This window comes from Mucilaginibacter lacusdianchii (genome assembly GCF_009770985.1).
Lineage (GTDB): Bacteria > Bacteroidota > Bacteroidia > Sphingobacteriales > Sphingobacteriaceae > Mucilaginibacter > Mucilaginibacter lacusdianchii.
The window spans coordinates 845,163-870,019 of the sequence record NZ_WSRW01000001.1 but is presented as its reverse complement, the minus strand read 5'-3'; the positions used below and the strand labels follow the sequence as shown (position 1 = coordinate 870,019).

Genomic DNA, 24,857 nt, shown 5'->3' with positions numbered 1-24,857 from the left:
ATAGGCTATGCGGTGGTAGGTTAGCCACTAATCTAATATAGCATTATATGCACCAATAAAAAAAGCCTCGTGAGAGGCTTTTTGGAATATTTTAATGAAGTATAAAATAGAGGTACGTAAACACTATAGGTGCGGCCAGGAGCAGGCCATCAAACCTATCCAGCAAGCCACCGTGTCCGGGTAGTATACCGCCCGAGTCTTTAACATTGATGCTGCGCTTAAACATCGATTCTACCAAATCGCCGCCGGTGCCCACTATGCCAATAATAATAGCGATAGATACCCAGTTGCGCCAAGGCAGCTCGGTAAAGTAAATGCCGATAATGTAGCCTACCACCGCGCTGATAAGGATGCCGCCTATAAAACCTTCCCAGGTTTTTTTGGGTGAATGGCGTTCAAATAGCTTGCTGCGGCCAAACTGTCGTCCCGTTAAGTAGGCGCCAGTATCATTAGCCCAAAGCATCAGTAAAAAAGCCATCGGAAAATGCGCGTTGAACCCCGCCGGACTAATGAATGCCAACGCGTGGAAAAATGTAAAGGGGATAATAGTAAAAATCAATCCTAAAAAGGTGTATCCAATATTAGTAAAAGGAGCAGGGCTTGTTCTATATAGCTCTTGAATGAAAATAGAGCCTAACGTAGGTACCAGGATAAATAATAATTTATGGCTTAAATTGGCCTCTAAGTAAAAAGTGCCGGCAAATGCAGCAAAGATGAATAGTCCATTCAATAAACCTGTAGCCAGGTTAGGTTGCTGGCCGCTTTGTTTCAAAAGCTTATAAAACTCTTGCAGGCAAAGCAAGCTGAGCAGGCCGTAAAATAAGGTATATATAACAGGTCCGGCAAAAAACGAACCCAGCATAACGGCTACAAAAAATATCCCGGTTATAGCACGTGTTTTCATAAAGCAATCTGGTTCATCACCATCAGTTCAATGGCATTGGCAAAATCCTCTTGGTGAATGTAAACTTCAATATCGCCAAAGGTGCGGTGTGATGAAGATTGGCGGTTGAGCAGTACGGCGCCAATTTCGTGTTCCAAAAGTACCTGCTTAATAATTTCGGCCTGGTAATAGTTGGTAGAGCTATATATTTTAACCCAATTTCTTTCCATCAGTAGTTGTTGGTGCGCGGCCGGTGCAAGGCGGCGGTGCGGTAATTCAGCATCAAAAATAATGTAATTATTACGCTTAATGCATACGTTGTGTAATTAAAAGACGGCTGAGCATTAGGATCAATGTTAATTTGCTTATGCTGATACAAATAAGTTAATAACACTGCACTGCCATTGTTAATAAAGTGTGCTAAAACCCCCGGCCATATACTACCGCTCCAAGCCACAAAGTAACCAAAAAATATACCCAGCACCATGCGTGGCACAAACCCGTAAAATTCTAAATGTATGGCACTAAAAACAATTGCAGTAATCCATATAGCGGTGTGCTGGTTGCGGGTCCAACGGGTAAGAATAGTTTGCAGGCAGCCTCTAAAAACCAGTTCTTCGCCTAAAGCTGCTAAAAAGGCTATTACCAGCATATTGGCTATTAAATCGCCTATGCTGTTCATTTTCAGCATAGCTTCAATTTGCTGCTGGGCAGTGTTCTCGCTTTCGCGCATCCATTTTTCTAGGCCTTTTAATGATTCGGGCAGTACCATTTGCTGGTTCATATTAATTAAGGCTTCCATAAATGGCTGGGATGCAATCATCACTACGAGCACCATTAGCAACAGCAGCGGCGAAAAGCGGATGTTCATTTTTAGGTAGCCGTTTGGTTCGCGCACTACAACATAACTATAAAATATAGCTGCCCCGGCAAAACCAAAAGCTGCACTTATGCCTTGAACCAGTCGCAAAGCGTTTACCACATTGTCTGTAACATGTGGGCCGGCATCTCTTAACTGCGACAAAATGTCTAAACCATATATGCCTGCTGCTAAACCCATTGCAATAAAACCGCCGGCCGCTATGCCGCTTATACAGCATAATAGGAGTATAGCAATTTGTATGGCCGGATGGAGTGGCTGATAGGGCTTAACCGTCATGATATAAATTTAATTTTTCGTATTTTTGCAGCCTTAAAGATACGCATGTCTGTACAAATAGGAAATATTGATTTAGGTGAGTTTCCGCTGCTGCTGGCTCCTATGGAAGATGTGAGCGATCCGCCGTTCCGTTACGTTTGCAAGCAAAACGGCGCGGATATGATGTATACCGAGTTTATCTCATCAGAAGGATTGATACGCGATGCTGCCAAAAGCCGTCAAAAGCTGGATATATTTGAATATGAGCGCCCAATTGGCATCCAAATTTTTGGTAGCGATATCAACAGTATGCGCGAAGCTACGGAGATAGCTACGAAGGCCGGTCCTGATTTGATGGATATTAATTACGGCTGCCCTGTTAAAAACGTAGCTTGCCGTGGTGCCGGTGCCAGCTTGTTGCAGGATATTGACAAAATGGTAGCCATGACCAAAGCGGTAGTAGAGGCAACCCATTTGCCGGTAACCGTAAAAACCCGTCTGGGATGGGATGATAATACCAAAAATGTTTATGAAGTGGCCGAGCGCCTGCAAGATGTAGGTATAAAAGCCCTTACCATACATGGCCGTACCCGCGCGCAGATGTATAAAGGTGTGGCCGATTGGACGCTGATCAAGGAGATTAAAAAGAATCCGCGTATTCAAATTCCCATTTTTGGGAATGGCGACATCGATTCGCCCGAAAAGGCAGCCAACTGGCGCCTGGAATATGGTGTGGATGGCATGATGATAGGTCGTGCTGCCATTGGTTATCCCTGGATTTTCAGAGAAATTAAACATTTTTTTGCCACCGGCGAGCATCGTGAAAAGCCGACTATTGCCGAACGAATTGAGGTTTGCCGCACGCATTTGGAAAAATCTATAGAATGGAAAGGACCCAAAACCGGCGTTTTTGAGATGCGGAGACACTATTCAAATTATTTTAAAGGATTGGAGAACTTTAAAGAATTTAGAACAAGGTTGGTACAAACTGAAAATATACAGGAGCTGTATGATATTTTGTGGCAGATAAATGAGAAATACGCCACTGAGATGGCTTGATTATTGACATGTTTTAGTATAGCTTTAAATATGGTTACTACTACAATTACAGACGGGGTGAAAGTGTCGGTTGAGACGCAGTATCAACCAGAGTATTCAAATCCGGCCAACGAACATTTTATGTTTGCCTATAAAATTAATATAGAAAATTTAAGCGATTACAGCGTTCAACTGTTGCGCCGCCACTGGCATATATTTGATTCGAACGGTACACGCCGTGAGGTAGAAGGAGAAGGCGTGGTTGGCCAGCAACCCGTAATTGAACCGGGCCACTCGCACGAATACATTTCGGGCTGCAACCTCAAAACAGATATGGGCAGTATGAGAGGTGAATACCAAATGCTTCGCCTAATTGACAACTCGGTATTTGATGCACAAATTCCTGAATTTTACCTGATTGCGCCGTTCAAGTTGAACTGATTACACTCATGTAACATGATTTTAAAAAGCCCGACCTATTATAGGTCGGGCTTTTTTGTGTGAACAAGATAATTGAAGATAACTATCATAATTGTCAAACAAAAAAAGGGTGTCACTTTTAGTAACACCCTTCTTTGTTTGGATTATAGCTTAACTTACTTATTTAGGGTTGTAAGTTTTTGGTTTGCTTACGCGGAAATGTGTTTTACCTGCCGGGTGAATTTCTGGTGCACCAACCATCGTCATGGCGCAGCGGAAGCCAACTTCGGCACTGGCGTCGGTTTGGTCCATAAAGCGGCGGGTAGCCGGGTTTAACCACATAGCACGATCGTTCCATGAACCGCCTTTATATACTTTAGAATGGTCGTTCACCAAAGTGGTTACACCATACAGGCTGGTGTTTACCGAGTCGGCAAAACCACGCTGGTCGGCCTTGTAAGGTTTACCGGCTAAAGCAGCGTTACCACCCGGAGCAGCTGCACCATTTGCAGCATTGCCATTGTTGCCGGCTGCGTTAGCTTGGCCGCCTTGCTGTTGCGCTACAAATTCAGCCCATGATAATTTGCGGTTAGATTTGGCAGCATCTTTAATAGGGCGGCCATATTTATCTTTTGCATATAAACCTTTTTCCGGATCGGCCAAGCGTTTGTTGGTATACTCGTTACCACGGAAAGGGTTAAAATCTTCAAAGTCTTCGAATGACGTTTGGCGATAAGTATCACCAGTCCACTCGTTAACGTTCCCGGCCATGTTATACAAGCCAAAGTCGTTAGGTTCATATGAACGTACAGGTGCCGTAATGTCAGCCTTATCATTCAATGAATTACCCACACCCATGTTGTCACCTTCGCCACGTTTAAAGTTGGCTAAAATCATACCGCGGGTTCTTTTGCTGGCCGAGCGTACGCCCAAGCCGTTCCATGGGTAAATTTTACCGTCGGCTATGTTTTCGTATTCGGTATTGCCCGATAAACCTAAGGCTGCATATTCCCATTCCGCCTCGGTTGGCAAACGGTAGCCTGGTTTCAAAATACCATCCTCAATACGTACCGGACGAACAGGTTTACCTTTATTATCACTTGCCTGTGCACGAGGGTTCAGGTCGCGAATCATTTTCTTGCCATCAACGCCCTGACCTCTGATCTGGCCATTTAAATACATGTCTGTATTGAAAGGATCGGTCATGGCTGGTTTGTTACCGGTGTTGGCTGTAGCCTGTCCTTTACCATTGCCCGATGCATCTTTCCAATTAGCCAGGCGGCCGGTTTCACGCAAAATGTTTTCATTCATGCGGTCTGTACGCCAGGTACAGTACTCTTGTGCCTGTTCCCAGGTAACACCTACTACCGGATAGTCCTGAAATGCGGGGTGACGCAGGTAGTTATCTACATAAGGCTCATTATATGATAACGGCCGGCGCCATACCAGGGTATCTGGTGTAGCATTGTAGTATAATTCGCGGTCTTCCGGAAAAGTAATGCTGATCCAGTGCAGGTAATCTAACCAATCTTGGTTAGATACCTCGGTTTCGTCCATATAAAAAGAGGCTACCGTAACCCGGCGACGAACGTTATTATAATCGTAAGTAACATCCTGGTCGGCACTGCCGCCCATTACAAAGGTACCACCCTCAATAGCAATCAGGCCAGGGCCTGGCGCCGGGTGCGTTTGCTTAAAGCGAAGGTAACCGCCGTTGTTACGATCATTGTAAGCCATGCCGGTTTTTTGCGACCGCATCGGTTTACTGCAGCTGCTTAACAACGCTCCTAACCCCATTACCACTAAAGCAGTTTTAGTAAAATACTTGCTCATCTTTGAATAACTAGTCAATAAAAATACAAAATTTGTTTGAACAGTAATTTGCTCTTGGTTGACAAAAAAGTTTTGATAATCAATTTTGGATATTTTTACGTGAAGTACAGCAAATTGGTTATGCTCAAACAACGAAAATTTGTTGCGTTTTGGTAATAAACATTTGCAAACTCCTTTCGTACTAGGATAGGTATTTAACAAAAATACAGCTAATTTGCAGCAATGAAAATTTTTACGCTACGTTGTTTTCTCTTTACGCTATTATATATTCCGGTAGTTGCATTGGGGCAAACGGTAGGTTCGGGTACGGCTACCAATACCAACGGCAGCAGCAATAATGCTATTACTACCGCTGTTCCGTTTTTAACCATAGCACCCGATTCGCGCTCTGGAGCTATGGGCGATGCAGGTGTAGCCTTATCGCCCGATGTAAATGCTACTTACTGGAACCCTTCTAAACTGGCTTTCATTGAAGGGCAGGATAATTTGTCGTTGTCTTACAGCCCTTGGCTGCGCCGTTTGGTATCGGATGTAAATTTAGCTTACCTGGCTTATGCCCGTAAGCTTGATGATAGGAATGCAATTGGCGTATCTTTACGTTACTTTAATTTGGGGGCTATCCAGTTAGTTGATGCCAATCAAAACGATCAGGGCACCTACCGGCCCAGCGAATTTTCGATAGACGGCTCGTTTGCCCGCAAGTTTGGCGAAAACTTTTCATTAGGTTTAACCTTTCGGTATATTCATTCGGGCTTAACCAACGGCGCTTTTGTATCGGGCCAGCAAACAAAATCTGGTAATGCCTTTGCCGCCGATGTTTCTGCTTATTACACCAAGCCATCGCGGCAATTTGGTAAAGATGCCACCCTGTCTTTTGGTATTAACATTTCTAACATCGGTACCAAAATAAGCTATACCGACGCAGGGCAGCAATACTTTTTACCCACCAACCTGCGCCTGGGTGCGGCCAATACTTGGAACTTAGATGAAGCTAACCAGTTAACACTGGCTTTTGATATTAATAAACTGCTGGTACCTACGCCTCCCATTCGCGATAATGAAGGTAATATTATCAGCGGAAGCGATAATAACGTAACGGTGCCGAGTGGTATATTTCGCTCCTTTGGTGATGCACCGGGCGGTTTTAGCGAAGAGTTGAGAGAAATTAGCTTTGCACCCGGACTGGAATACGGCTACAATAAACAGTTCTTTTTACGTACCGGCTACTTTTATGAAAACCCCAGCAAGGGTAATCGTCAGTATGTAACCTTGGGTACCGGATTCAAATATGATATCTTTAATTTGGATTTAGCTTACCTGGTAGCCACACAGCAAAGAAGTCCGTTAGCCAATACCTTACGTTTTAGTGTAAGTGTTAACTTTGGTGCCAATAAAAAGCCATGAGTAAAATACGTGTAGGGTTTGGTTTTGATGTGCACCAGTTAAAAGAAGCACATCCATTTGTTATGGGCGGTGTTACCCTAGAGCACCACTCGGGTGCCTACGGGCATTCGGATGCTGATGTGATGGTGCATGCTATTTGTGATGCGCTGCTGGGCGCCGCTAATCTGCGCGATATCGGCTATCATTTTTCTAACAAAGACGAACGCTGGCGCGGCATCAGCAGTTTGGTATTATTACAGCATGTAGTAGCGCTGCTAAAAGAAAAAGGCTGGAGCATTGGTAATATTGATGCCATGATTTGCCTGGAAGCCCCCAAAATCAATCCGCATATTCCGGCCATGAAAGCCAATATTGCCCCGGCGGCCGGTATATCCGAAGATGATATATCTATTAAAGCTACTACTAACGAGCAGATGGGTTTTATAGGTAGGGAAGAAGGCGTAGTAGCCTATGCGGTTTGTTTAATTGAAAAGTAAGCCCTGCCTAAACCCTCACTTAAAGGGAGGACTTTTGAACCTTCTTTAAAATAAAAATGTCATTTCGAGTGATAACGAGAAATCTTTTAAGAGCGACTGGTCAACCTATCGGCTCCAAAAGATCTCTCACTATCGTTCGAAATGACATTTTATTTTTAGCCCTTTTCCTTGAGGATAGCTACTTCAACAATCCATCAAACGTAACAGCCAGATAGTATAGCGCCCCAATGGTTGGGCCACCAGCGTATTGAATATAACGCTTGTTGAAAACGTTGGTACCACCCAGTTTAAGGTTGGCCTTATAAGCCGGAACACGTAAAGTTACCTGTGCATCAAACGTGGTAAATGCCGGTACGGTACCGGTTACCAGCGGGCTTTCCCATAAAAATGATTCTTGCCATTTGTACACCACGCTAAACCCTAAGTTTTTTACAATCTCACGGTTACCGAAAGATACGTTGGTTGTCCATTGTGGCGTGTTAAAGCCGGTTACAAAAATATCGTCGGTTTTATTGCTTTTCAGCTTGTTGAAGCTGGCGTTACCTGCCAAAGCAAATCGTTTGTAAAAGTTATAAGTAATACCCAAAGCCGAGCCATAGTTTACGTAATCATTTTTAGCATTGGTGTATACCCTGTATCGGTCTTGCCCTTGGCTGGCAGCATTAGGGGTTGTTGCATTTGGCGTTCTGGGGTCGCGGTTAATGTCCAGCATGGCTAGAACAGCGGCATCGGTACCTACAGTGGTTCCGTGGGGTACATATACCTGTACTTGTCCTAAAAATCCATTGTATTTATTGGTATAAGCATCCCAGTCTATAACTACTTTTTGGTTGGCTAAAATACTTTTGTAGCCTACCTCGAACGAATTAATTTTTTCGGGACGAGCTTTGGGCAGATTAGCGACTTCCAGCAAGTTACGGTTTTGCAGGGCTGCCGCATCAGTATTGCCGGCAGCACTTACGGCTGCATTGAAGTTGATTACCGAAGCTTGGGTATAACTGTTTTCCAAATAGCCCAACCCCTCGTTGATGTACGATAAACTACCCACACGTTTAACGCGGCCGTTGTTTACATACGATAAAGCTTCAAACAATGCCGGAAAGCGGTAGCCCTGCTGGTAAGTGAACCGGAAATTATGGTTCTCAGTAGGCGAATATACAGCGGCAATGCGTGGCGTAAATTTAGGATCAAACTCAGGGTTGTAGTCAAATCTTAACGAGCCGAACACTTTCAAGGTGTTATCAAAAAAGGATTTAGTTATCTGCGAAAACCCACCAAACTTTTTGTAATAAACGTTATCACCAAACGAGCCGTCGGCTAACGGTTTGTTACGGTCAGCAATCGGTCTCGAAAAATCGACGAAGTTGTTACCATCTGGGATAATTTGATAAATGCGAGCATCGGCGCCTACCAGCAAGTCAAATATTTTTACCTGTTTAGATAAATCCCATTGCCCTTCGGTATGGTACATGCGGCTGCGTTGCAGTAAAGCAGCGCCGCCTGTTTCGGGTGCATCCGGTATCTGGCTCGATTTAATATCCCAGTTGTTGATGCCAATAATAGTTTGTTTGAGCTGGTTAAATGCATCAGTGCCTGGCACTACACGACTGGCATCCGCAATTTGGCGGGCGTAGTTGTTGGCTGCTGCTAAATTGCTTGATGTTAACGCTCCGCCATTGGCCGTTGCATAAGCAGTTAAAGCATTGCGGTACTTAGTACCCCATGCGCTTGATGAACCGCCGCTGTACAAGTCCAGGTTATCGGCCAGTGGTTTTACGTTGTACGAATTGCCGGTATTTTCCAATGAAACGTAGCTCAGTATCTTGAAATTGCTGCCTTTTACTTCCAGGCTATGGTTTTGCACCGTCACGCCATCCAGCCTGATTTTGTTGCCGCGTTGAAATACGCCGCCCATTTTACCATATCGGTAACCGTAAGATATCTGTACCTTCTCGTTCAGTTTATAATGTAATGAACCATCAAATTTTAGGTTAGATACATCCGGGTTCACCAGTTCATTTTCCCAATAGCCGGTGCGGGCTACACGAAGGGTTTGATTAGCTTTTCCATCAATGTTCAGACCGCTGATGGATACCAGATTACTGCCGGCCAATGCATCATCGCCATATTTGTTCCAGCCGTCAAAAGCGGCGTTGGCATCATTTAGCGCCGGGTAGCCTGGGTTAGCGCTTTTTAAATTATTGGGGTTTTGATCCAGGCGGGTGTTAGATATCCAATCGGTACCCTGCATATAGCTGGCGTTAACCTTAAAGGCAAATTTGTTGTTAAATGATTTGGCGTAGCGGATAGCCGATTCGGTTAACACACTTGCGCTATGATCTGGATCATTCACATGGTTAACGCCGGTTTTATGATAAATGCTTAACCCTTGATATACAAAAGGATCTTTGGTAAGCAGGTTGGCCATACCGTTAATGGCGTTCATGCCGTAGAGGGCCGATGCTGCGCCAGGCGTAATTTCTACGCTGGCAATATCCAGTTCGGTTGGGCCAATGGCGTTACCCAGCGGCACACCTAACGTGGCGGCTTGCATATCTACACCATCAACCAACTGCATAAAGCGGAAGTTGTTAGGAATGTTAAAACCACGGGTATTGGGCACTTTAAAGGTTAAGCTGGAGGTAGTCATTTGTACGCCCTTTACATTTTCCAGCGCATCATAAAATGAAGGGGCAGGCGATTCGCGAATAGTGCGGATATCCAGCTTTTGAATAGCTACAGGCGATTTCAATATGTTTTCTTCTACACGTGAGGCGGTAACTACCACATCTTTTCCCAGCATGGTTTGCGTTACCAGTTCAATGTTCAGTTTAGAACTGGCATCTTTTATAACATATTCCTGCTGTTGGAACCCTATGTAATTAAATATTAAAGTGATGGGGAATTTAAGGCGGGTTTTAATTGAAAAATCGCCTTTTTCATTTGTAGAGGTACCGGCTACCGTTCCTTTAATTTTAACGCTTACGCCCGGAAGCGATTGCTGCGAGGTTTGGTCTACCACTCTTCCGGAAATTACTACCAGGTTGCTTTCTTGTGCATAGCCAATGTTGCCCGAAATCAAAATTAAAATTAATGCCGCAGTTAGGCGGAGCCATAGTGATGTGTGTTGCGTATAGATTTTCATTCAATAAGATTCAGATTTGAAATATTCAAGTTTTGGAATTGCTGTTTTGATAATTGTTCAGCAACAGTGGGCAAAACACATCAGGTGTATAGATGGGTGATACATAGTGATAATGTTAAACTATATAAAGTCTATCAAATAAGTAGACAAATATATAGAAATTATTGTTTTACCAATACGGGATAGTGAAATTTTAATAAATTGCTGTCAAATGCTATCTATCCTATAGGGTAATTTGTATTATTGTTTTTTCCAGAATATCATAATAATATGTCTTTTAATTATCAGCGAGTTGTTGTTAAGGTAGGGTCCAACGTGCTTACTCAGCCCGATGGGTTACCTGACATTAACCGGATCAGCCATTTGGTAGAACAGCTCACTGCCTTAAAAAAACAAGGTATCGAAGTGATACTGGTATCATCAGGCGCTGTAGCATCGGGCCGTAGCTTGATACAGGTAACTGATAAGGTAGATAGTATTTCCGCGCGGCAACTGTTAGCCTCAATAGGGCAGGTGAAACTTATTAATACCTACGCCCGGCTGTTTGAGCAGCAGCAGTTATTATGCTCGCAGGTGCTGGTTACCAAAGAAGATTTTCGGGACCGGGTGCATTACCTGAACATGAAAAACTGTTTGGAAATATTGCTGCAGCATCAGGTAATACCTATTGTTAATGAAAATGACGTGGTATCGGTAACTGAGCTGATGTTTACCGATAATGATGAGTTGGCCGGCTTGGTAGCCTCTATGCTGAATGCAGATGCATTGATCATTTTAACTAATGTAAACGGTATTTACACCGGCGACCCCAAATTGCCAACATCAGTATTATTGGAAGAAATTACAGATGCTGATACCAACTTTTCATCATTTGTAAGCACAGGCAAATCGCAGTTTGGCCGAGGCGGGATGATTACCAAATCTACCATGGCGCAAAAAGTGGCGCAGTTGGGTATAGCCGTTCACATTGCTAATGGCACAGTTGATGGTATTTTGGAAGGCGTTTTACAAAACACCATTAAGCATACCCGCTTTAAACCGCAAAAAAGCAAATCAGGCAAAAAGAAATGGATTGCCCATGCTGTGCATTACGCCACCGGAGCCGTACAAATGAACGAGGGAGCTAAGCTGGCTTTGCTGTCAACTAAAGCCACCAGCTTATTGCCGGTTGGCTTGATTGCCATTTTAACCGATTTTAAAAAAGGCGATATTATTAAATTGCTCGATGAGAATAACAATGCGGTAGGACAAGGAATTGCCGAATATGGCTCAGACAAGGCTCGTGAACGTTTAGGTCAAAAAAATCAAAAACCCTTGGTTCATTATGATTATCTGTATTTAAACCATTAAATTATATGGAGTATACCAGCTATTTTGAAAACGCTGTAAAAGCAAGTCGCAGTTTAGCAGGTTTGCCGACTGATATCACCAACAGAATTTTAGTAGCCGTAGCACAAACTGCCGTAGCGGAAACAGATTTTCTGCTAGCCGAAAATCAAAAAGATTTAAGCCGGATGGACGTTGCTGACCCTAAATATGACCGGTTAAAACTTACCCCCGGCCGAATACAGGATATTGCTGATGATATGATTAATGTGGCCGGTATGAAAAGTCCTTTAGGTAAGGTGCTTTTGCAAAACGTGTTGCCTAGTGGCCTGGCTTTATCTAAAGTACGAGTACCATTGGGTGTGGTTAGTGTGATATATGAGGCCCGGCCTAACGTTACTTTCGATGTGTTTTCCCTGTGTTTTAAAACAGGGAACATTTGTGTATTAAAAGGCGGCAGTGACGCCATGTATTCTAATAAGGCTATAGTTGCGTTAATTCATAGCGTATTGGGGCAGTTTGGAGTTGATATTAACGCAGCTACGCTTTTGCCTGTCGAAAGAGAGGCAACTGCTGCGTTGTTAAATGCTGTTGGATATGTAGATGTATTGATACCCCGAGGTAGCCAGCAATTAATTGATTATGTTAGGCAAAATAGTAAAGTGCCAGTTATAGAAACCGGTGCTGGTATTGTACATACCTACTTTGATGCCTCTGGCGACGCCGAAAAAGGGAGTGCTATTATTTATAATGCAAAGACCCGCCGGGTAAGTGTTTGTAATTCGTTGGATTGCTTATTGATTCACGAAAGCCGTTTGGAGGATTTATCTCGATTAGTGGGTACACTGGCCGAAAAACAGGTTGAAGTTTTTGCAGATGAGCAGGCTTATCAGGCTTTATTTGGTTACTATCCAAATAATTTGCTTCATCATGCCAGCGTCCAGCACTTTGGTACCGAATTTTTATCTTACAAAATGGCCATCAAAACAGTGAGCGGTTTAAATAAGGCCTTAGATCATATTGCCACATACAGTTCTAAACACAGTGAGGCTATTATTACAGAAGATGATGCCGCTGCTGAAATTTTTTTGACCCAGGTGGATGCCGCCGCTGTATATGTAAATGCTTCAACCGCTTTTACCGACGGTGCCCAATTTGGTTTAGGTGCCGAAATTGGTATCAGTACCCAAAAACTGCACGCCCGTGGCCCAATGGGTTTGGAAGAGCTGACAAGTTACAAATGGCTGATTAAGGGTAATGGGCAGGTACGAAACGCTTAATTGCCAGTTACCAGTTTGTGGTATTTACTTTTTTAAGTGCCGGCTTGTTCTCTTTACTGGCTAAAGGATTTTGCAGGTAAGCTTCCAACTGCTTATCAAAAGCAGCACTGTAAGCGCCAATTTGATTTAAATAGTTGTCTGCTTGCTTTGCGCCAATACTTTTACCAGGATTATCTAGCGATACCACTATGCCTGCCACCGGGGCAAAGGTGCCAAAACGTGTACGCTTATATGGGGTGTAATTAAAGTTGGTTAATAAAAGGCGGTATTTGCCATTCTTAAAATCTATTCTTAGTTGATAGGTAACTTCACCATCTTCCTGACCGGATAACATGGATTTTTTATATAGCAGTACCTTACCATTTCCTTCGAGTGTGCTGTCCTTAACATCATCTTTATATAAGGTGATGCCTGGATAGTTGCGCTTTAAAAAATCAACTGTATAATTCATTGATTCAGTAGAACTGTTGGCCGGTATATTTTTAATTTGAAAATACGTTAGCTTATTCTGTTCGTTTAAAACCAGTAATTCCTTTTGTGCAAAAGCAACAAGGCTCGCACAGAGTAGCAGAAGTAGTGATGCGATTTTCATCATAAGCAAAAGATTGCCACGTTGTAAAGTGGCAATCTCTTAAAGTTATTAAAGTTTTGTGTATTAAAAAGCATAAACGGCAGCGAAAAGAAACTGCCCGGCCGATTTACTTGGATTACCGTTGCTTTTTACAAAGGTGTCTTTACCGGCTTTATCTAACCGTACTTCGGGTATAAAAGTTAATGGACCTGCTTTTACGTTTGCTGTTAGGGTGAATGCTTTTACATTATCGTCTGGAGCAATACGCGAATAGGTATTTACACTGGCCGATTTCGACTTAAAGTATTCGCCTCTTAAACCCAATGTTACCGCACTTGATACTGCTACCTGTGGATACAACGCTACGCCCGTAAAGCCACCTGAGCTGTTGGGGGCCGAAAAAGATGCTGCGTTAAGTCCTAGTTTAAACATATTGGTTATCTGGTAGGATGTGGTTAAATCAACCTCGGTACCCGATGCATAGCCGGTTAGTAAATTCAAATAAGCATTCCACCCTTTAACCGGACTAACAAATATCTGTGCGCCAAAGGTTGATACATCACGTGATGATTGATAGTAATTCCAGGTGTCGTTAAACAATCCGGCCATTACACTAAATTTATCGCTTACCGTATAAGTAAATTTAATACCGGCATTTTGGAATGGGCCGTTGGTGAACAAATAGGAAGTGGAGTAATTAAAGTTACCTGCCGGTGATATTACTTCATAACCCACAAAGGTAGCCATATAGCCTGCTGTTACGTTCAGCTTGTCGGTCAAATCATATCCTACATATAGGTTTTGGATGTGAAAACTGTTTACCGCTTCATCATACAAGCCGGCCGCATTTGGGAGGGATTGTGATTGCCCCCTGGGGCCAAATGAAAGTTCGCCTACAAATAGGGCTTTGTTGTACTTCTTTTTTACGCCTAAATCAACCATGCCAATAGATATTGAATTTGGTTCGTTGGCAAAGCTGGTAGCAATATTTGCGTTTTTTTTGCCCGCAAAATCATACTTGTAATAAGTATCTACCGAGCCAAAAATAGTTAGTCCGGGATCGGCCGGGGCAGGGGTGGTTTTGGTTGTGTCTTGCGATCGGGCCGTTAACCCTGTAATAAGCAGTGATAAAAGTAAAAAGGTTGTCTTCATGAGTGTGAAATAATTAAGGTTGATTAATCAAAACAGGTCAGTTTAAGCACAACAATGGCTTGCAGGTTGAAAACTAGCAACCTGTAAAAAATGGTCAGTAAATCTATATATGTCGACAAGGCTTACTAAAGCCTTGGTATAATTAACAAAGGAATATGCGCAGGCTGCTTAAGCCTTTGCTGTTACAGTTAAATAGTGTTAAGTATTAATATGTAGCATACAGCGCCTTTACTTAATTAAGCTTTTATTTATGCTGTAAGCGGTTTGTTCGATACACCGTTAAGCAAACAATTGATGCTGGTCGCGTTATCATCTCTTGCGTAAATAGGAGTGTTATGTTTAAAAAAGTCTGATTCGCTTTTACTCAATTATCCATGTTGTTTGACCGTAAATAATTGAGATTAGTAGCATTTTATAATGATATAATAGTGATATATTATGTTTTATTTTTATTTACTTAAAAATTATTAGATAGTGAGGTGTAAATATTGGGTTAGCGCAGCTTTTATATAAATTTTAAATGTTTATGAGCTAAATATATAGCAAAATAATTTAAGAAAGAATTTTATATGACAAATATGATATGTTTATTCATTTACTGATGTGAAAAACTGAGAATTAGACAAAAAAAGTAATGTTATTGAAGGTTTATTTGAAAAAAGAGTTTTACTTTGTGGTAGATTATTGTAGTAATAGATATAAAGAAGAAAAAAATTTATAAATGTTTGCTTCAGTACAACTATATAAGGAAGGTGTTAAACTTTTGCGATTAATAGTATTCAAGCATTGCTTATAAAGTATTTTGGTTGTTGTAACGGTTTGCAGAGGTAGGCCGTTTTAACGGCTAGATTATATAATGCGCAGTAGTTTAAGATAAGTAAATTTCTATATCGTGGTACGATTTAAGTAACGAAATCCTGATAAAAATTGAAAATTGTAAAAAAGCAGTTATAAATATTGCATATTTCATTAAAAAAGGTGTAATTTCACACACTATAGGTAATTATTATAAATTAACCCAATTCAAAATTGTCCCAATTAATTAAATAATCACAATGGCAGCAGCTAAATTAGAGTACATCTGGCTTGATGGTTACAAACCCACTCAAAGCTTACGTAGCAAAACAAAAATTGAAAAAGATTTTAGCGGCAAATTAGAAGATTGCCCTAACTGGAGCTTTGATGGTTCGTCAACTGAGCAAGCACCAGGTGGTTCATCTGATTGTATATTAAAACCTGTTTTTATTTGTGAAGATCCACAAAGGAAAAACGGTTATTTAGTAATGTGCGAGGTTTTAAATTCAGAAGGAGCGCCGCATGAATCAAACGGCCGTGCTACTATCGAAGATGACGATAATGATTTCTGGTTTGGCTTTGAGCAAGAGTACTTTTTGTGGGATCCGGAAACCAATAAACCATTGGGTTTCCCTGTAAATGGCTATCCAGCTCCGCAAGGTCCATACTACTGCTCTGTAGGTGCTAACAATGCATTCGGTCGCGAAATTGTTGAAGAACATTTGGACGTTTGTTTAGAGGCTGGCTTAAACGTTGAAGGTATTAATGCCGAGGTAGCTGCCGGTCAGTGGGAGTTCCAAATTTTTGCCAAAGGTGCCAAAGAAGCTGGCGATCAAATTTGGGTTGCCCGTTATTTACTGGAAAGAATCGGCGAATCATACGGTGTTTCTATCAACTGGCACTGTAAACCGTTAGGTACTTTAGACTGGAACGGTTCTGGTATGCACGCTAATTTCTCGAACACTTTATTGCGTACTGCAGCCAGCCAAGAAACTTATACCAAAGTTTTAGAAGCTTTCCGTCCGGTAGTAGCCGAGCATATTGAAGTTTACGGTGCCGATAACGAGCAGCGTTTAACCGGTAAGCACGAAACTGCTTCTATTCATGACTATAGCTACGGTGTATCTGACCGTGGTGCTTCTATCCGTATCCCGCTGTTCACTGTGCAAAAAGGCTGGAGCGGTTATCTGGAAGATCGTCGTCCAAATTCAGCTGCCGATCCATACAAAGTGGCTGCCCGTATTATTAAAACAGTTAAATCTGCACAAGTTTAATTCAAACTTATATAAAGCCAAAGCCTTCGGATTTTCCGAAGGCTTTTTTGTTTAAAATAGGTTCGCGTAATGGCGCTTTATCATCAGTATGATAATCGGAAAGGTGCAGATTTAACGCTTTGTACGCTTAGTGTAAATTTTACATTAAATAATCATCGCATTAGAATTATTTCGGTTTGTTGTTGGTAAATAATATTATTTTTGTGCAAAAGAAGTCGTCGTCAATCTTTGACACGGTTGTTTCTTTAAATTGTGCTTGTTTTTGTTTGTTGTGTGAAAATATTTTAAACAAAATTTAGCATAGTTGCTTTATTTGAAGGGAATTGTTTTAAAATTTATACTCCTTTTATTTAAAAGCGAAATTATATTGCACCGGGATACACAATTACAATACACTGCTACCATCTGGCCCAAAAAGTTAGATGGTTTTTTGTTTTCTGAGCTTTTTTGGATTGTTTTACTATACTGATTTACTTATTTAACTTTAAAAGTTGGCTAAAAAGGATCATCATCTGTAAAATCTATAAATTCTATAGAATTTAAATAAAATATTACAAAAGCTTGCTTATCTGAAAATTATCACTTTAATTTACAATCGTTAGCACAACGCAAGTACATGACTATTAACAACACCATTATTACCATTATTATTACCACCGGCATAAAGCTAGGAGGAAGGTAACCGTATGGTGTAAACAATAACAAAAACCAGCAAAGCGCCTTCCTCTAAAACAGGAAGGCGCTTTTGTTTTAACAAACGTTTATGAAAGTCTTAAAATTTGGAGGTACTTCAGTAGGTTCGGTACAAAGCATTAGTGCCGTAATGGACATTGTAAAGCACGAACATCAGGCAGATCAAGACCTGGTAGTAGTATTATCGGCTATGAGTGGCGTTACTAATTTGCTCACCGAAATGGCCGAACTGGCTGCATCTGGTCAGGAGTTTACTGCGCAATTGGCCGAACTGGAAAGCCGGCATTTTGAGGTAGTTAAACAGTTGCTGGAAATTCCGCATCAAAACCCGGTATTTACCCGTCTCAAAATCTATTTTAACCAGCTAGAGGATTTATTGCAAGGGGTGTATATTTTGCGTGAGCTAACCGCTAAAACACGCGACCTTATTTTAAGCTACGGCGAACGTTGTTCAACATTGATGCTGAGCCGTATGGCTTTGCAGTATTTCCCTGACGTGTTATTTGTAGATGCTGTAGAAGTAATTAAAACCGACAGCAGTTTTGGGCAGGCAAAGGTAAATACTGCATTAACCGAATTATTAGTTCGAAATTTGGCCGCAGAAAGTAAAGACAAACTGTTTTTTGTAACCGGCTTTATTGCCAGTAACGATGCTGGACAAGTAACTACTTTAGGCCGTGGTGGCAGTGATTATACCGCTGCTATTTTGGGTGCAGCCCTTACCGCCAGTGAAATTCAAATATGGACTGATGTGAACGGCATGATGACTGCCGACCCGCGCATTGTTAAAAAGGCTTTTTCACTGCCCGAGTTATCATATACCGAAGCTATGGAACTATCATACTTTGGCGCTAAGGTTATTTATCCGCCAACTATGATCCCGGCATTTTTGAAGAAAATTCCAATTGTAATTAAAAATACTTTTGAACCAAGCTTTGAAGGTACTGTTATTCGTCATGATTGCCGTAACTCCAATTTGGCTATTAAAGGTATATCTTCTATCAATAGCATTAGTATCATTAATTTGCAGGGAAGTGGTATGGTAGGCAAGGCAGGTTTCAGCGGTCGCTTGTTTTCACTGCTTGCCCGAGAGCAAATTAATGTGGTGTTAATCACGCAATCCTCGTCCGAGCATAGCATCACGTTTGCTGTTAATCCGGTAGATGCCGAACGGGCTTGTCAGTTAATGGAGCAGGAGTTTGAGTTGGAATTGGCCGCCAATAAACTGGATAAACCTGTTATTGAAGGTAATTTAGCTGTATTAGCCATCGTGGGCGAAAATATGAAGCAAACGCCGGGCATGTCGGGGCGGTTGTTTCATGCCTTGGGCCGTAATGGTATCAATGTTCGGGCTATTGCGCAGGGCTCATCTGAGTATAATATATCGGTAATCATATCTGCTACCGATTTGGCCAAGGCGGTAAATGCCGTGCACGATGCCTTCTTTATTCAATTCAACAAAACACTGCATGTATTTTGTTTGGGTACCGGCAACATTGGTAAAACACTTATCAAGCAACTTAAACAGCACACCGAGTTTTTAGAGCAGAATAACAGTATCCAGGTAAAAATTGCAGGTATCAGTAATACCCGAAAGATGCTCTTTAACTCCGATGGCTTATCATTAGACAGCTGGCAGGATGAATTAGAGCAGTACGGTCAGCCAGCCAATTTGCAAGAATTTGTGGCCCGGATGAAAAGCATGAACCTGCCTAATTGCGTGTTTATAGATAATACCGCCAGCCCAGTGCCGGTTACTGTTTACGAAGAGGTTTTTAAAGCTACTATTTCTATCGTTACCTGTAATAAGATTGGTAATTCAGCTTCGTACAGCCAGTACAAAATGTTTAAAGAAACTGCCCGCAAGCATGGCGTCGATTTCTTTTACGAAACAAACGTGGGTGCAGGGCTGCCTATCATCCGTACTTTGAAAGATTTAATGGTAAGCGGCGATCGTGTGCAAAAAATTGAAGCCATTTTATCGGGCACTATCTCTTTCATCTTCAATAACTTTAAAGGCGAGGCAAGTTTTCATGACGTGGTAAAAACCGCTCAAGAAAAAGGTTATACCGAACCCGACCCTCGCGATGATTTAAGTGGAAAAGACTTTATGCGCAAAATTTTAATATTGGCCCGCGATGCCGGTTATCAAATGGAAGCCGAAGATGTGGAAATTGAAAATATACTGCCACAAGCATGTTTAGACGCGCAAACCGTAGACGAGTTTTATGCTGCCCTGTTGGCCGAAGATGCATATTTCAATAACATTAAACAACAAGCCGAAAATAGCGCCAAAGTGTTGCGCTATATTGGTAAACTGGACGATGGAAAAGCTTCTATCAGTTTACAAATGGTAGATGAAAGTCATCCGTTTTTTAGCATGTCGGGCAGCGACAATATTATTGCCTTTACCACCGACCGTTATAAAGAGCGGCCAATGGTGGTAAAAGGGCCTGGCGCCGGTGCCGAAGTAACTGCAGCTGGTGTATTTGCAGATTTGATTAACGTAGGTGCGAATTAGAGACGAGAGCCAAGAAGTAAGATCAAGATTTTCTTTTAAAATGGAACAAGAAATACAACAGGGAACTTCATTTATCCAAAATCAAACTTCAGCTTTTAGGAAGCACGGGAGCGATAGCATCCAAGTATTTGCTCCGGCTACCGTGGCCAACGTGGTTTGTGGATTTGATGTGCTGGGCTTTGCCGTGAACGAGCCGGGCGATGAGGTGATTATGCGGTTGACAGATAAGCCCGGCATCACCATCAGTAAAATTACCGGAGATGATGGCCGGTTGCCACTTCATCCGGCTAAAAACACGGTAAGTGTAAGTGTACAGCATTATTTAGAAAGCATAGGCCGTACAGACATTGGTTTGGATATCGAGCTGCATAAAAAAATGCCGATAGGCAGCGGATTAGGTTCCAGCTCGGCCAGTACAGTAGCAGGTTTGTTTGCCGTTAAAACCCTGTTAGGCGATGAAACGGATGTAGCTAAATTATTGCCTTTTGCCATGAAAGGCGAGGAGATGGCTTGCGGAAACGGCCATGCTGATAACGTAGCCCCAGCCTTGATGGGTGGTTTTGTATTGATTCGTAGTTATGATCCGCTGGATGTAATTCGTCTGCCGCATCCTAAAGATTTGTATTGTGCCGTGGTGTTCCCAGAAGTAGATGTGCCCACCCGCGAGGCTCGGCAAATTATCCGCAAGCAAATTAACATGAAAGACGCCGTTACACAGTGGGGTAATATTGCAGGTTTGGTAAGCGGTTTATTTATGCAAGATATTGACCTGATTGGCCGTAGCATGCAGGATGTGCTGGTAGAGCCGGTGCGCTCTATTTTGATCCCGGATTTTTACAAATTACGCGAACTGGCTATGGAAGCCGGTGCGGTAAGCTTTGGTATATCAGGTTCAGGTCCGTCTGTTTTTGCCTTTGCCCGGAATGAAGAAATTGCAAGGCAGATCACTCAAAAGCTGCAGCAGCATTTAACCGGTTTAAAAATTGGCTCGCAGGCTTATGTATCTACCATTAATGATACTGGGCCTAGAGTGATAGGATAGGGGAGATAGAGACAAGAGTCGAGAAACAAGAACCAAGATAGAATAGCAATTAAAAACGGTGATCAATCCGAAGTTGAACATCTGAATTTTACGTCCATAATGAAACTTTACAGCACCAATAATAAAGCGCACTTAGTAGATTTTAAAGAAGCTGTTTTTAACAGTATGCCGCAAGATAAAGGCTTGTATATGCCGGTAGAAATACCACACCTTAGTGATGATTTTATCAATAACCTGCACCAATACACTTTGCCCGAAATTGCATTTACGGTAGCCAAAAACATTTTGAGTGATGCTATTCCCGAAGCCGATTTAAAAACGTTGATTGAAGATGCCGTAAACTTTGATGCACCTGCTGTAAAATTGGAAGAGGATGTGTATGTGCTGGAATTGTTTCATGGTCCATCGCTGGCTTTTAAAGATTTTGGCGCCCGGTTTATGAGCCGCGTGATGAGCTATTTTTTGCAACCCGGCGAAAAGCAGTTAGATGTATTGGTAGCTACTTCGGGCGACACTGGCGGGGCGGTGGCTTTAGGCTTTTTAGGCGTGCCCAATACACGGGTAACTATTCTGTACCCTAAGGGCAAGGTAAGTAACATTCAGGAGCTGCAACTAACTACTAATGGGCAGAACATTCGGGCGCTGGAAATTGACGGTACATTTGACGATTGTCAGGCACTGGTAAAGCAGGCATTTACTGATGCCGAGCTGAATAATGCGTTTCGATTAACCTCAGCCAATTCTATTAATATTGCACGTTTAATTCCACAAACCTTTTACTATTTTAATGCCTATGCGCAGTTGCAGCGCGAAGGGAAAAACAATATAGTATTCGCGGTGCCCAGCGGCAATTTTGGTAACATAGGCGCTGGTTTACTGGCCTGGAAAATGGGCTTGCCTATACAGCAGTTTATTGCAGCTACAAATGCTAATGATACCGTTCCGGCATTTTTAAAAACGGGTGTTTATGAAGCTAAAACGTCGGTACAAACCATTGCCAATGCCATGGATGTGGGCAACCCCAGCAACTGGCTGCGTATTGCCGATATGTTTAAAGATGAGCCATCGCAACTGAATCAGTTAATGGCTGGGTATAGCTACACAGACGAGCAAACGCGTGAAGCTATGCAACAGGTTTACGACGAATACCAATATGTGGTATGCCCGCATACCGCTATTGCCTGGCGTGCGCTAAAAGCATGGCAACAAGAGCATCCGGGCATTGCGGGGGTATTTTTATCTACTGCGCATCCCTGTAAGTTTCCAGATGTAATTGAAAAAAACATTGCGCAGCATATTAGTGTACCTGCACCGGTAAAAGAACTGGAAAGCAGAGTAAAACAGGCGGTTGAACTACCAAATAGCTTTGATGCCTTCAAACGGTTTTTGTTGTATCAGTAGGCTGTATATTATTTAAGTTTAATTCGTTTTCTACTTTTTGGGTGATGTTGTGTATAATCTCGTCTAACTCGTGTGCACAGTTATTGATATGAGCAATGCATTCCTGCTTTTCCTCTTCGTTGGTGGTATGTTCCAATAAGTTGATAAGCCCTAGTATAGATGCAGCGGGCCGGCGTATTTCGTGCGAGCTTAACCAAGCTACTTCACGCAAGGCTTCGTTTTGTCGTTCCAAGGCTTCTTCGTGTTCTTTGCGTTGAGTGATGTTGTCGCACACAACAATGTAACCTGTAAATTTTTCGCATTCGTTGTAGGTAGGAGTGAATTCAACATTAGCCCAAAAAGGTGTTCCTGCCTTGGTGTACTTTACAATGTCTACCGAAAATGCTGTTTGCAGGGCTTGTTGTTGTTTAATGTAGGCTAAAGTTTCTGCAGAGGTATTTGGCCCATGCATAATAGTACCAAGTGGTTTTCCAGAAATTTCTGCTAAGGTAAAGCCGGTAAAATTTTCAAATGCCTTGTTAACCCAGGTAATTATATCGTTGGTATCAACAATGGTAACCATATTGGTAATGCGCAATACAATGCTGGCCAGCCGCTTGTTGTCTTCGTTTGACCGTCTGATGTCTTCAATGTCTTTAATAGCGCCGATTAATCTTACGGGTTCTTTTTGCTCATTAAATAAAAAGTAGCCTTGGTCAAGCACATAATGATAAATGCCGTTACCACGGTATACGCGGTACTCCATGCTCCAGGTAGTGCCTCTTTCAGCAATTACACGTTGCTGGCTGGTAACTACGCCATCTACATCTTCAGGGTGTATATGGCTGTGCCACCATTGCGTCATGTTGCTGCCAGGTTGTGGCGGGTCGTTAACCCAGTCGCTGGCACTGGCATCATAGGTAAGATGGTTTTCAGGGATATGATAATCATAAACAGCTAGCTGGGTTGCCTTTTTAACAAAATCAAAACGTTCAACAGTTTCTTTAAGTTGTATATCTTTTGTTTTTTGTTCGGTAATATTAGTCAGGTATATAGCTGCGCCTTCTTGTGTAGGGTACCCCGACATTCTTAGCCATTGGTTAAGCTGCTTTGAGTAATCTTCAACCGTTATGGTTATTCTCTCTTTAATTACTCTTTCATAAGCATGGTAAAAGTTTTGATTAATCATATTGGTTGGAAACAGATCAATTATTTTTTTACCAATTACATCACTGGTCAGTAAGCCGCATTCCTGCTCAAACTTTTTGTTGGCCAGTGTAATTTCCATGTCGTGGTTAAGTGCAAAAAATATTTCGGTAATGGAGTTTACCGTATCTTCTAAATTGAACAGGTATTTGTTTTTTTCCTGCTCCAGTATTTTAAGTTCAGTAACGTCTTGTAAAGAACCAATTACTTTAATGGGTTTGCCGTCTTTATATTCAACATTGCCCAATTGCCGCATGTATTTTACTTCGCCATTTGCACCCTGCAATCTATAAACCATATCCATGGGCTTGCCCGAATACAGCGTCTCTTTTGAAGTTTGCTTTACTGCCTCTACATCATCAGGATGTACATAGTCTAAAAATATATCCAGTAACTTTCTGTCATTTTCAGGCTTTACACCGGTAATAAAATATAATTCTTTTGCCCATAACAATTGTTTTGTATCAATGATATATTCCCAGCCAGCCAGTTTGGCAACGCGCTGAGTTTCATTAAGGCGGCTGCGCTGTTCAAGCAGTGTTTTGTTAATTATTTCCAGCTGTTTTTCAAATACCAATTTCTCGGTAGTATCCCGTGCCACCACCATCATGCAAGCCCGGTTATTGAAGGTGATTTTTTGAAGCGCTATATTGGCATAAATAATGGTACCGTCTTTTTTTATGTGTCGCCATACGCCTTGCTTATTTGGGTTGCTGTTCAATTCTGCAACATCCTGTTTTAGCAAACGCCAGTCTTCGGTAGGTCTTATGTCTAAAATACTTTTCCTCAAAAACTCCTCTTCAGAATAACCATAGCTTGTAATAGCCGCACTGTTAACCGATACAAACTGAAGCGTAGCAACATCATAAATCCACATCGGGTTGGGATTACCCTCATACATGTGGCGGTACTGCATTTCACTTTCCAGCAATTTGTCTTGATCTAATCGTGTAAGCGTGAAAATTAGCCATGCGGTAGCCAGTATAAAAATAAAACCCTTACCGCTGCTAATTAGCAAAAAGATGCGGTGGGAGAAGTTTCCTTCAAGCGCAAATAAAATCTGATCGCTCAAAGTTATCCATAGCAAACTGATCAGAATGTAATAAGCAACAATCTTAAAAGGGCCATATTTGGTTTTTTTAGCTTTATCTTTTACCTGCATAGTAAACCAGTAATCTCATGATAATAAAACAATGCGGCCGCTAAAATCTAGCTATATAGCGGCAAGAAAATATAAAAGAGGAATGGTAATCATGTTAAGCTTCGGCTAATATGATGGT

Annotated in this window: 18 protein-coding genes; 10 read left to right on the top strand and 8 right to left on the bottom strand. The window is 42.0% G+C overall.

Translation table 11 applies throughout. The features are described 5' to 3' along the window. Window positions 1–91: 91 nt before the first annotated feature. The 3 genes from GPM24_RS03965 to GPM24_RS03955 are packed head-to-tail and all read right to left on the bottom strand — an operon-like array spanning window position 92 to window position 2,042. A complete protein-coding gene (locus tag GPM24_RS03965; RefSeq protein WP_158825430.1) occupies window positions 92–904 on the bottom strand; it encodes a phosphatidate cytidylyltransferase in 813 nt (270 codons plus the stop codon). Beyond that, window positions 901–1,113: a putative signal transducing protein gene (locus GPM24_RS03960; RefSeq protein ID WP_158825429.1), complete on the bottom strand. Its 213-nt coding sequence runs from the start codon at window positions 1,111–1,113 to the stop codon at window positions 901–903. Before GPM24_RS03960 ends, GPM24_RS03965 begins: the two co-directional genes overlap by 4 nt. Further along, the gene (locus GPM24_RS03955; protein WP_158825428.1) at window positions 1,113–2,042 is read right to left on the bottom strand and encodes a CPBP family intramembrane glutamic endopeptidase; all 930 of its coding nucleotides are present in this window, start codon (window positions 2,040–2,042) and stop codon (window positions 1,113–1,115) included. The genes GPM24_RS03960 and GPM24_RS03955 overlap by 1 nt, the downstream gene beginning before the upstream one ends. A 45-nt stretch (window positions 2,043–2,087) precedes the next feature. On the opposite strand from GPM24_RS03955, the gene dusB reads away from it, so the two are divergent. Both dusB and apaG read left to right on the top strand, forming a co-directional pair. Then, window positions 2,088–3,080: a tRNA dihydrouridine synthase DusB gene (gene dusB / locus GPM24_RS03950; protein WP_158825427.1), complete on the top strand. Its 993-nt coding sequence runs from the start codon at window positions 2,088–2,090 to the stop codon at window positions 3,078–3,080. A 30-nt stretch (window positions 3,081–3,110) separates the two neighbouring features. Continuing rightward, complete coding sequence (gene apaG, locus GPM24_RS03945) at window positions 3,111–3,500, top strand: Co2+/Mg2+ efflux facilitator ApaG/CorD (protein ID WP_158825426.1); 390 nt, start codon at window positions 3,111–3,113, stop codon at window positions 3,498–3,500. Window positions 3,501–3,659: 159 nt separating this feature from the next. Here apaG and GPM24_RS03940 read toward each other — a convergent pair whose 3' ends face one another. Continuing rightward, window positions 3,660–5,312, bottom strand: coding sequence for an SUMF1/EgtB/PvdO family nonheme iron enzyme (locus GPM24_RS03940; RefSeq protein ID WP_158825425.1), 1,653 nt, complete (start codon window positions 5,310–5,312; stop codon window positions 3,660–3,662). 222 nt (window positions 5,313–5,534) lie between these two features. Between GPM24_RS03940 and porV the strand changes: the two genes are divergently transcribed. Beyond that, a complete protein-coding gene (gene porV / locus GPM24_RS03935; protein ID WP_158825424.1) occupies window positions 5,535–6,716 on the top strand; it encodes a type IX secretion system outer membrane channel protein PorV in 1,182 nt (393 codons plus the stop codon). Beyond that, window positions 6,713–7,192 carry a 2-C-methyl-D-erythritol 2,4-cyclodiphosphate synthase gene (gene ispF / locus GPM24_RS03930; protein ID WP_158825423.1) on the top strand — a complete coding sequence of 160 codons (480 nt, stop codon included), beginning with the start codon at window positions 6,713–6,715 and terminating at the stop codon, window positions 7,190–7,192. Before porV ends, ispF begins: the two co-directional genes overlap by 4 nt. A 178-nt stretch (window positions 7,193–7,370) precedes the next feature. On the opposite strand, the gene GPM24_RS03925 is transcribed toward ispF, so the two are convergent. Then, window positions 7,371–10,337, bottom strand: a complete 2,967-nt coding sequence (locus GPM24_RS03925; protein WP_158825422.1) for a TonB-dependent receptor — start codon at window positions 10,335–10,337, stop codon at window positions 7,371–7,373. Between the two features lie 270 nt (window positions 10,338–10,607). Here GPM24_RS03925 and proB point away from each other — a divergent pair, with 270 nt between their 5' ends. Beyond that, window positions 10,608–11,687, top strand: a complete 1,080-nt coding sequence (proB, locus tag GPM24_RS03920) for a glutamate 5-kinase (protein ID WP_158825421.1) — start codon at window positions 10,608–10,610, stop codon at window positions 11,685–11,687. 5 nt (window positions 11,688–11,692) lie between these two features. After that, the gene (locus GPM24_RS03915) at window positions 11,693–12,943 is read left to right on the top strand and encodes a glutamate-5-semialdehyde dehydrogenase (protein WP_158825420.1); all 1,251 of its coding nucleotides are present in this window, start codon (window positions 11,693–11,695) and stop codon (window positions 12,941–12,943) included. A gap of 7 nt (window positions 12,944–12,950) precedes the next feature. On the opposite strand, the gene GPM24_RS03910 is transcribed toward GPM24_RS03915, so the two are convergent. Both GPM24_RS03910 and GPM24_RS03905 read right to left on the bottom strand, forming a co-directional pair. Beyond that, window positions 12,951–13,394 carry a DUF4468 domain-containing protein gene (locus GPM24_RS03910; RefSeq protein ID WP_158825419.1) on the bottom strand — a complete coding sequence of 148 codons (444 nt, stop codon included), beginning with the start codon at window positions 13,392–13,394 and terminating at the stop codon, window positions 12,951–12,953. Window positions 13,395–13,598: 204 nt separating this feature from the next. Next, the gene (locus GPM24_RS03905; RefSeq protein WP_158825418.1) at window positions 13,599–14,666 is read right to left on the bottom strand and encodes a porin; all 1,068 of its coding nucleotides are present in this window, start codon (window positions 14,664–14,666) and stop codon (window positions 13,599–13,601) included. Window positions 14,667–15,721: 1,055 nt separating this feature from the next. On the opposite strand from GPM24_RS03905, the gene GPM24_RS03900 reads away from it, so the two are divergent. The 4 genes from GPM24_RS03900 (at window position 15,722) to thrC (ending at window position 22,392) form a co-directional block, all read left to right on the top strand. Continuing rightward, the gene (locus tag GPM24_RS03900; protein ID WP_158825417.1) at window positions 15,722–16,735 is read left to right on the top strand and encodes a glutamine synthetase beta-grasp domain-containing protein; all 1,014 of its coding nucleotides are present in this window, start codon (window positions 15,722–15,724) and stop codon (window positions 16,733–16,735) included. A 763-nt stretch (window positions 16,736–17,498) separates the two neighbouring features. After that, window positions 17,499–19,949 (top strand): bifunctional aspartate kinase/homoserine dehydrogenase I, encoded by a 2,451-nt coding sequence (gene thrA / locus GPM24_RS03895; protein WP_158825416.1) that lies wholly within the window; start codon window positions 17,499–17,501, stop codon window positions 19,947–19,949. A gap of 40 nt (window positions 19,950–19,989) precedes the next feature. Then, on the top strand, window positions 19,990–20,991 hold the full coding sequence (locus GPM24_RS03890; protein ID WP_158825415.1) for a homoserine kinase: 1,002 nt from the start codon (window positions 19,990–19,992) through the stop codon (window positions 20,989–20,991). Between the two features lie 99 nt (window positions 20,992–21,090). Next, a complete protein-coding gene (thrC, locus tag GPM24_RS03885; protein WP_158825414.1) occupies window positions 21,091–22,392 on the top strand; it encodes a threonine synthase in 1,302 nt (433 codons plus the stop codon). On the opposite strand, the gene GPM24_RS03880 is transcribed toward thrC, so the two are convergent. After that, a complete protein-coding gene (locus GPM24_RS03880) occupies window positions 22,367–24,739 on the bottom strand; it encodes a PAS domain S-box protein (protein WP_158825413.1) in 2,373 nt (790 codons plus the stop codon). The two genes, thrC and GPM24_RS03880, sit on opposite strands and share 26 nt — an antisense overlap. Window positions 24,740–24,857: the final 118 nt, after the last annotated feature.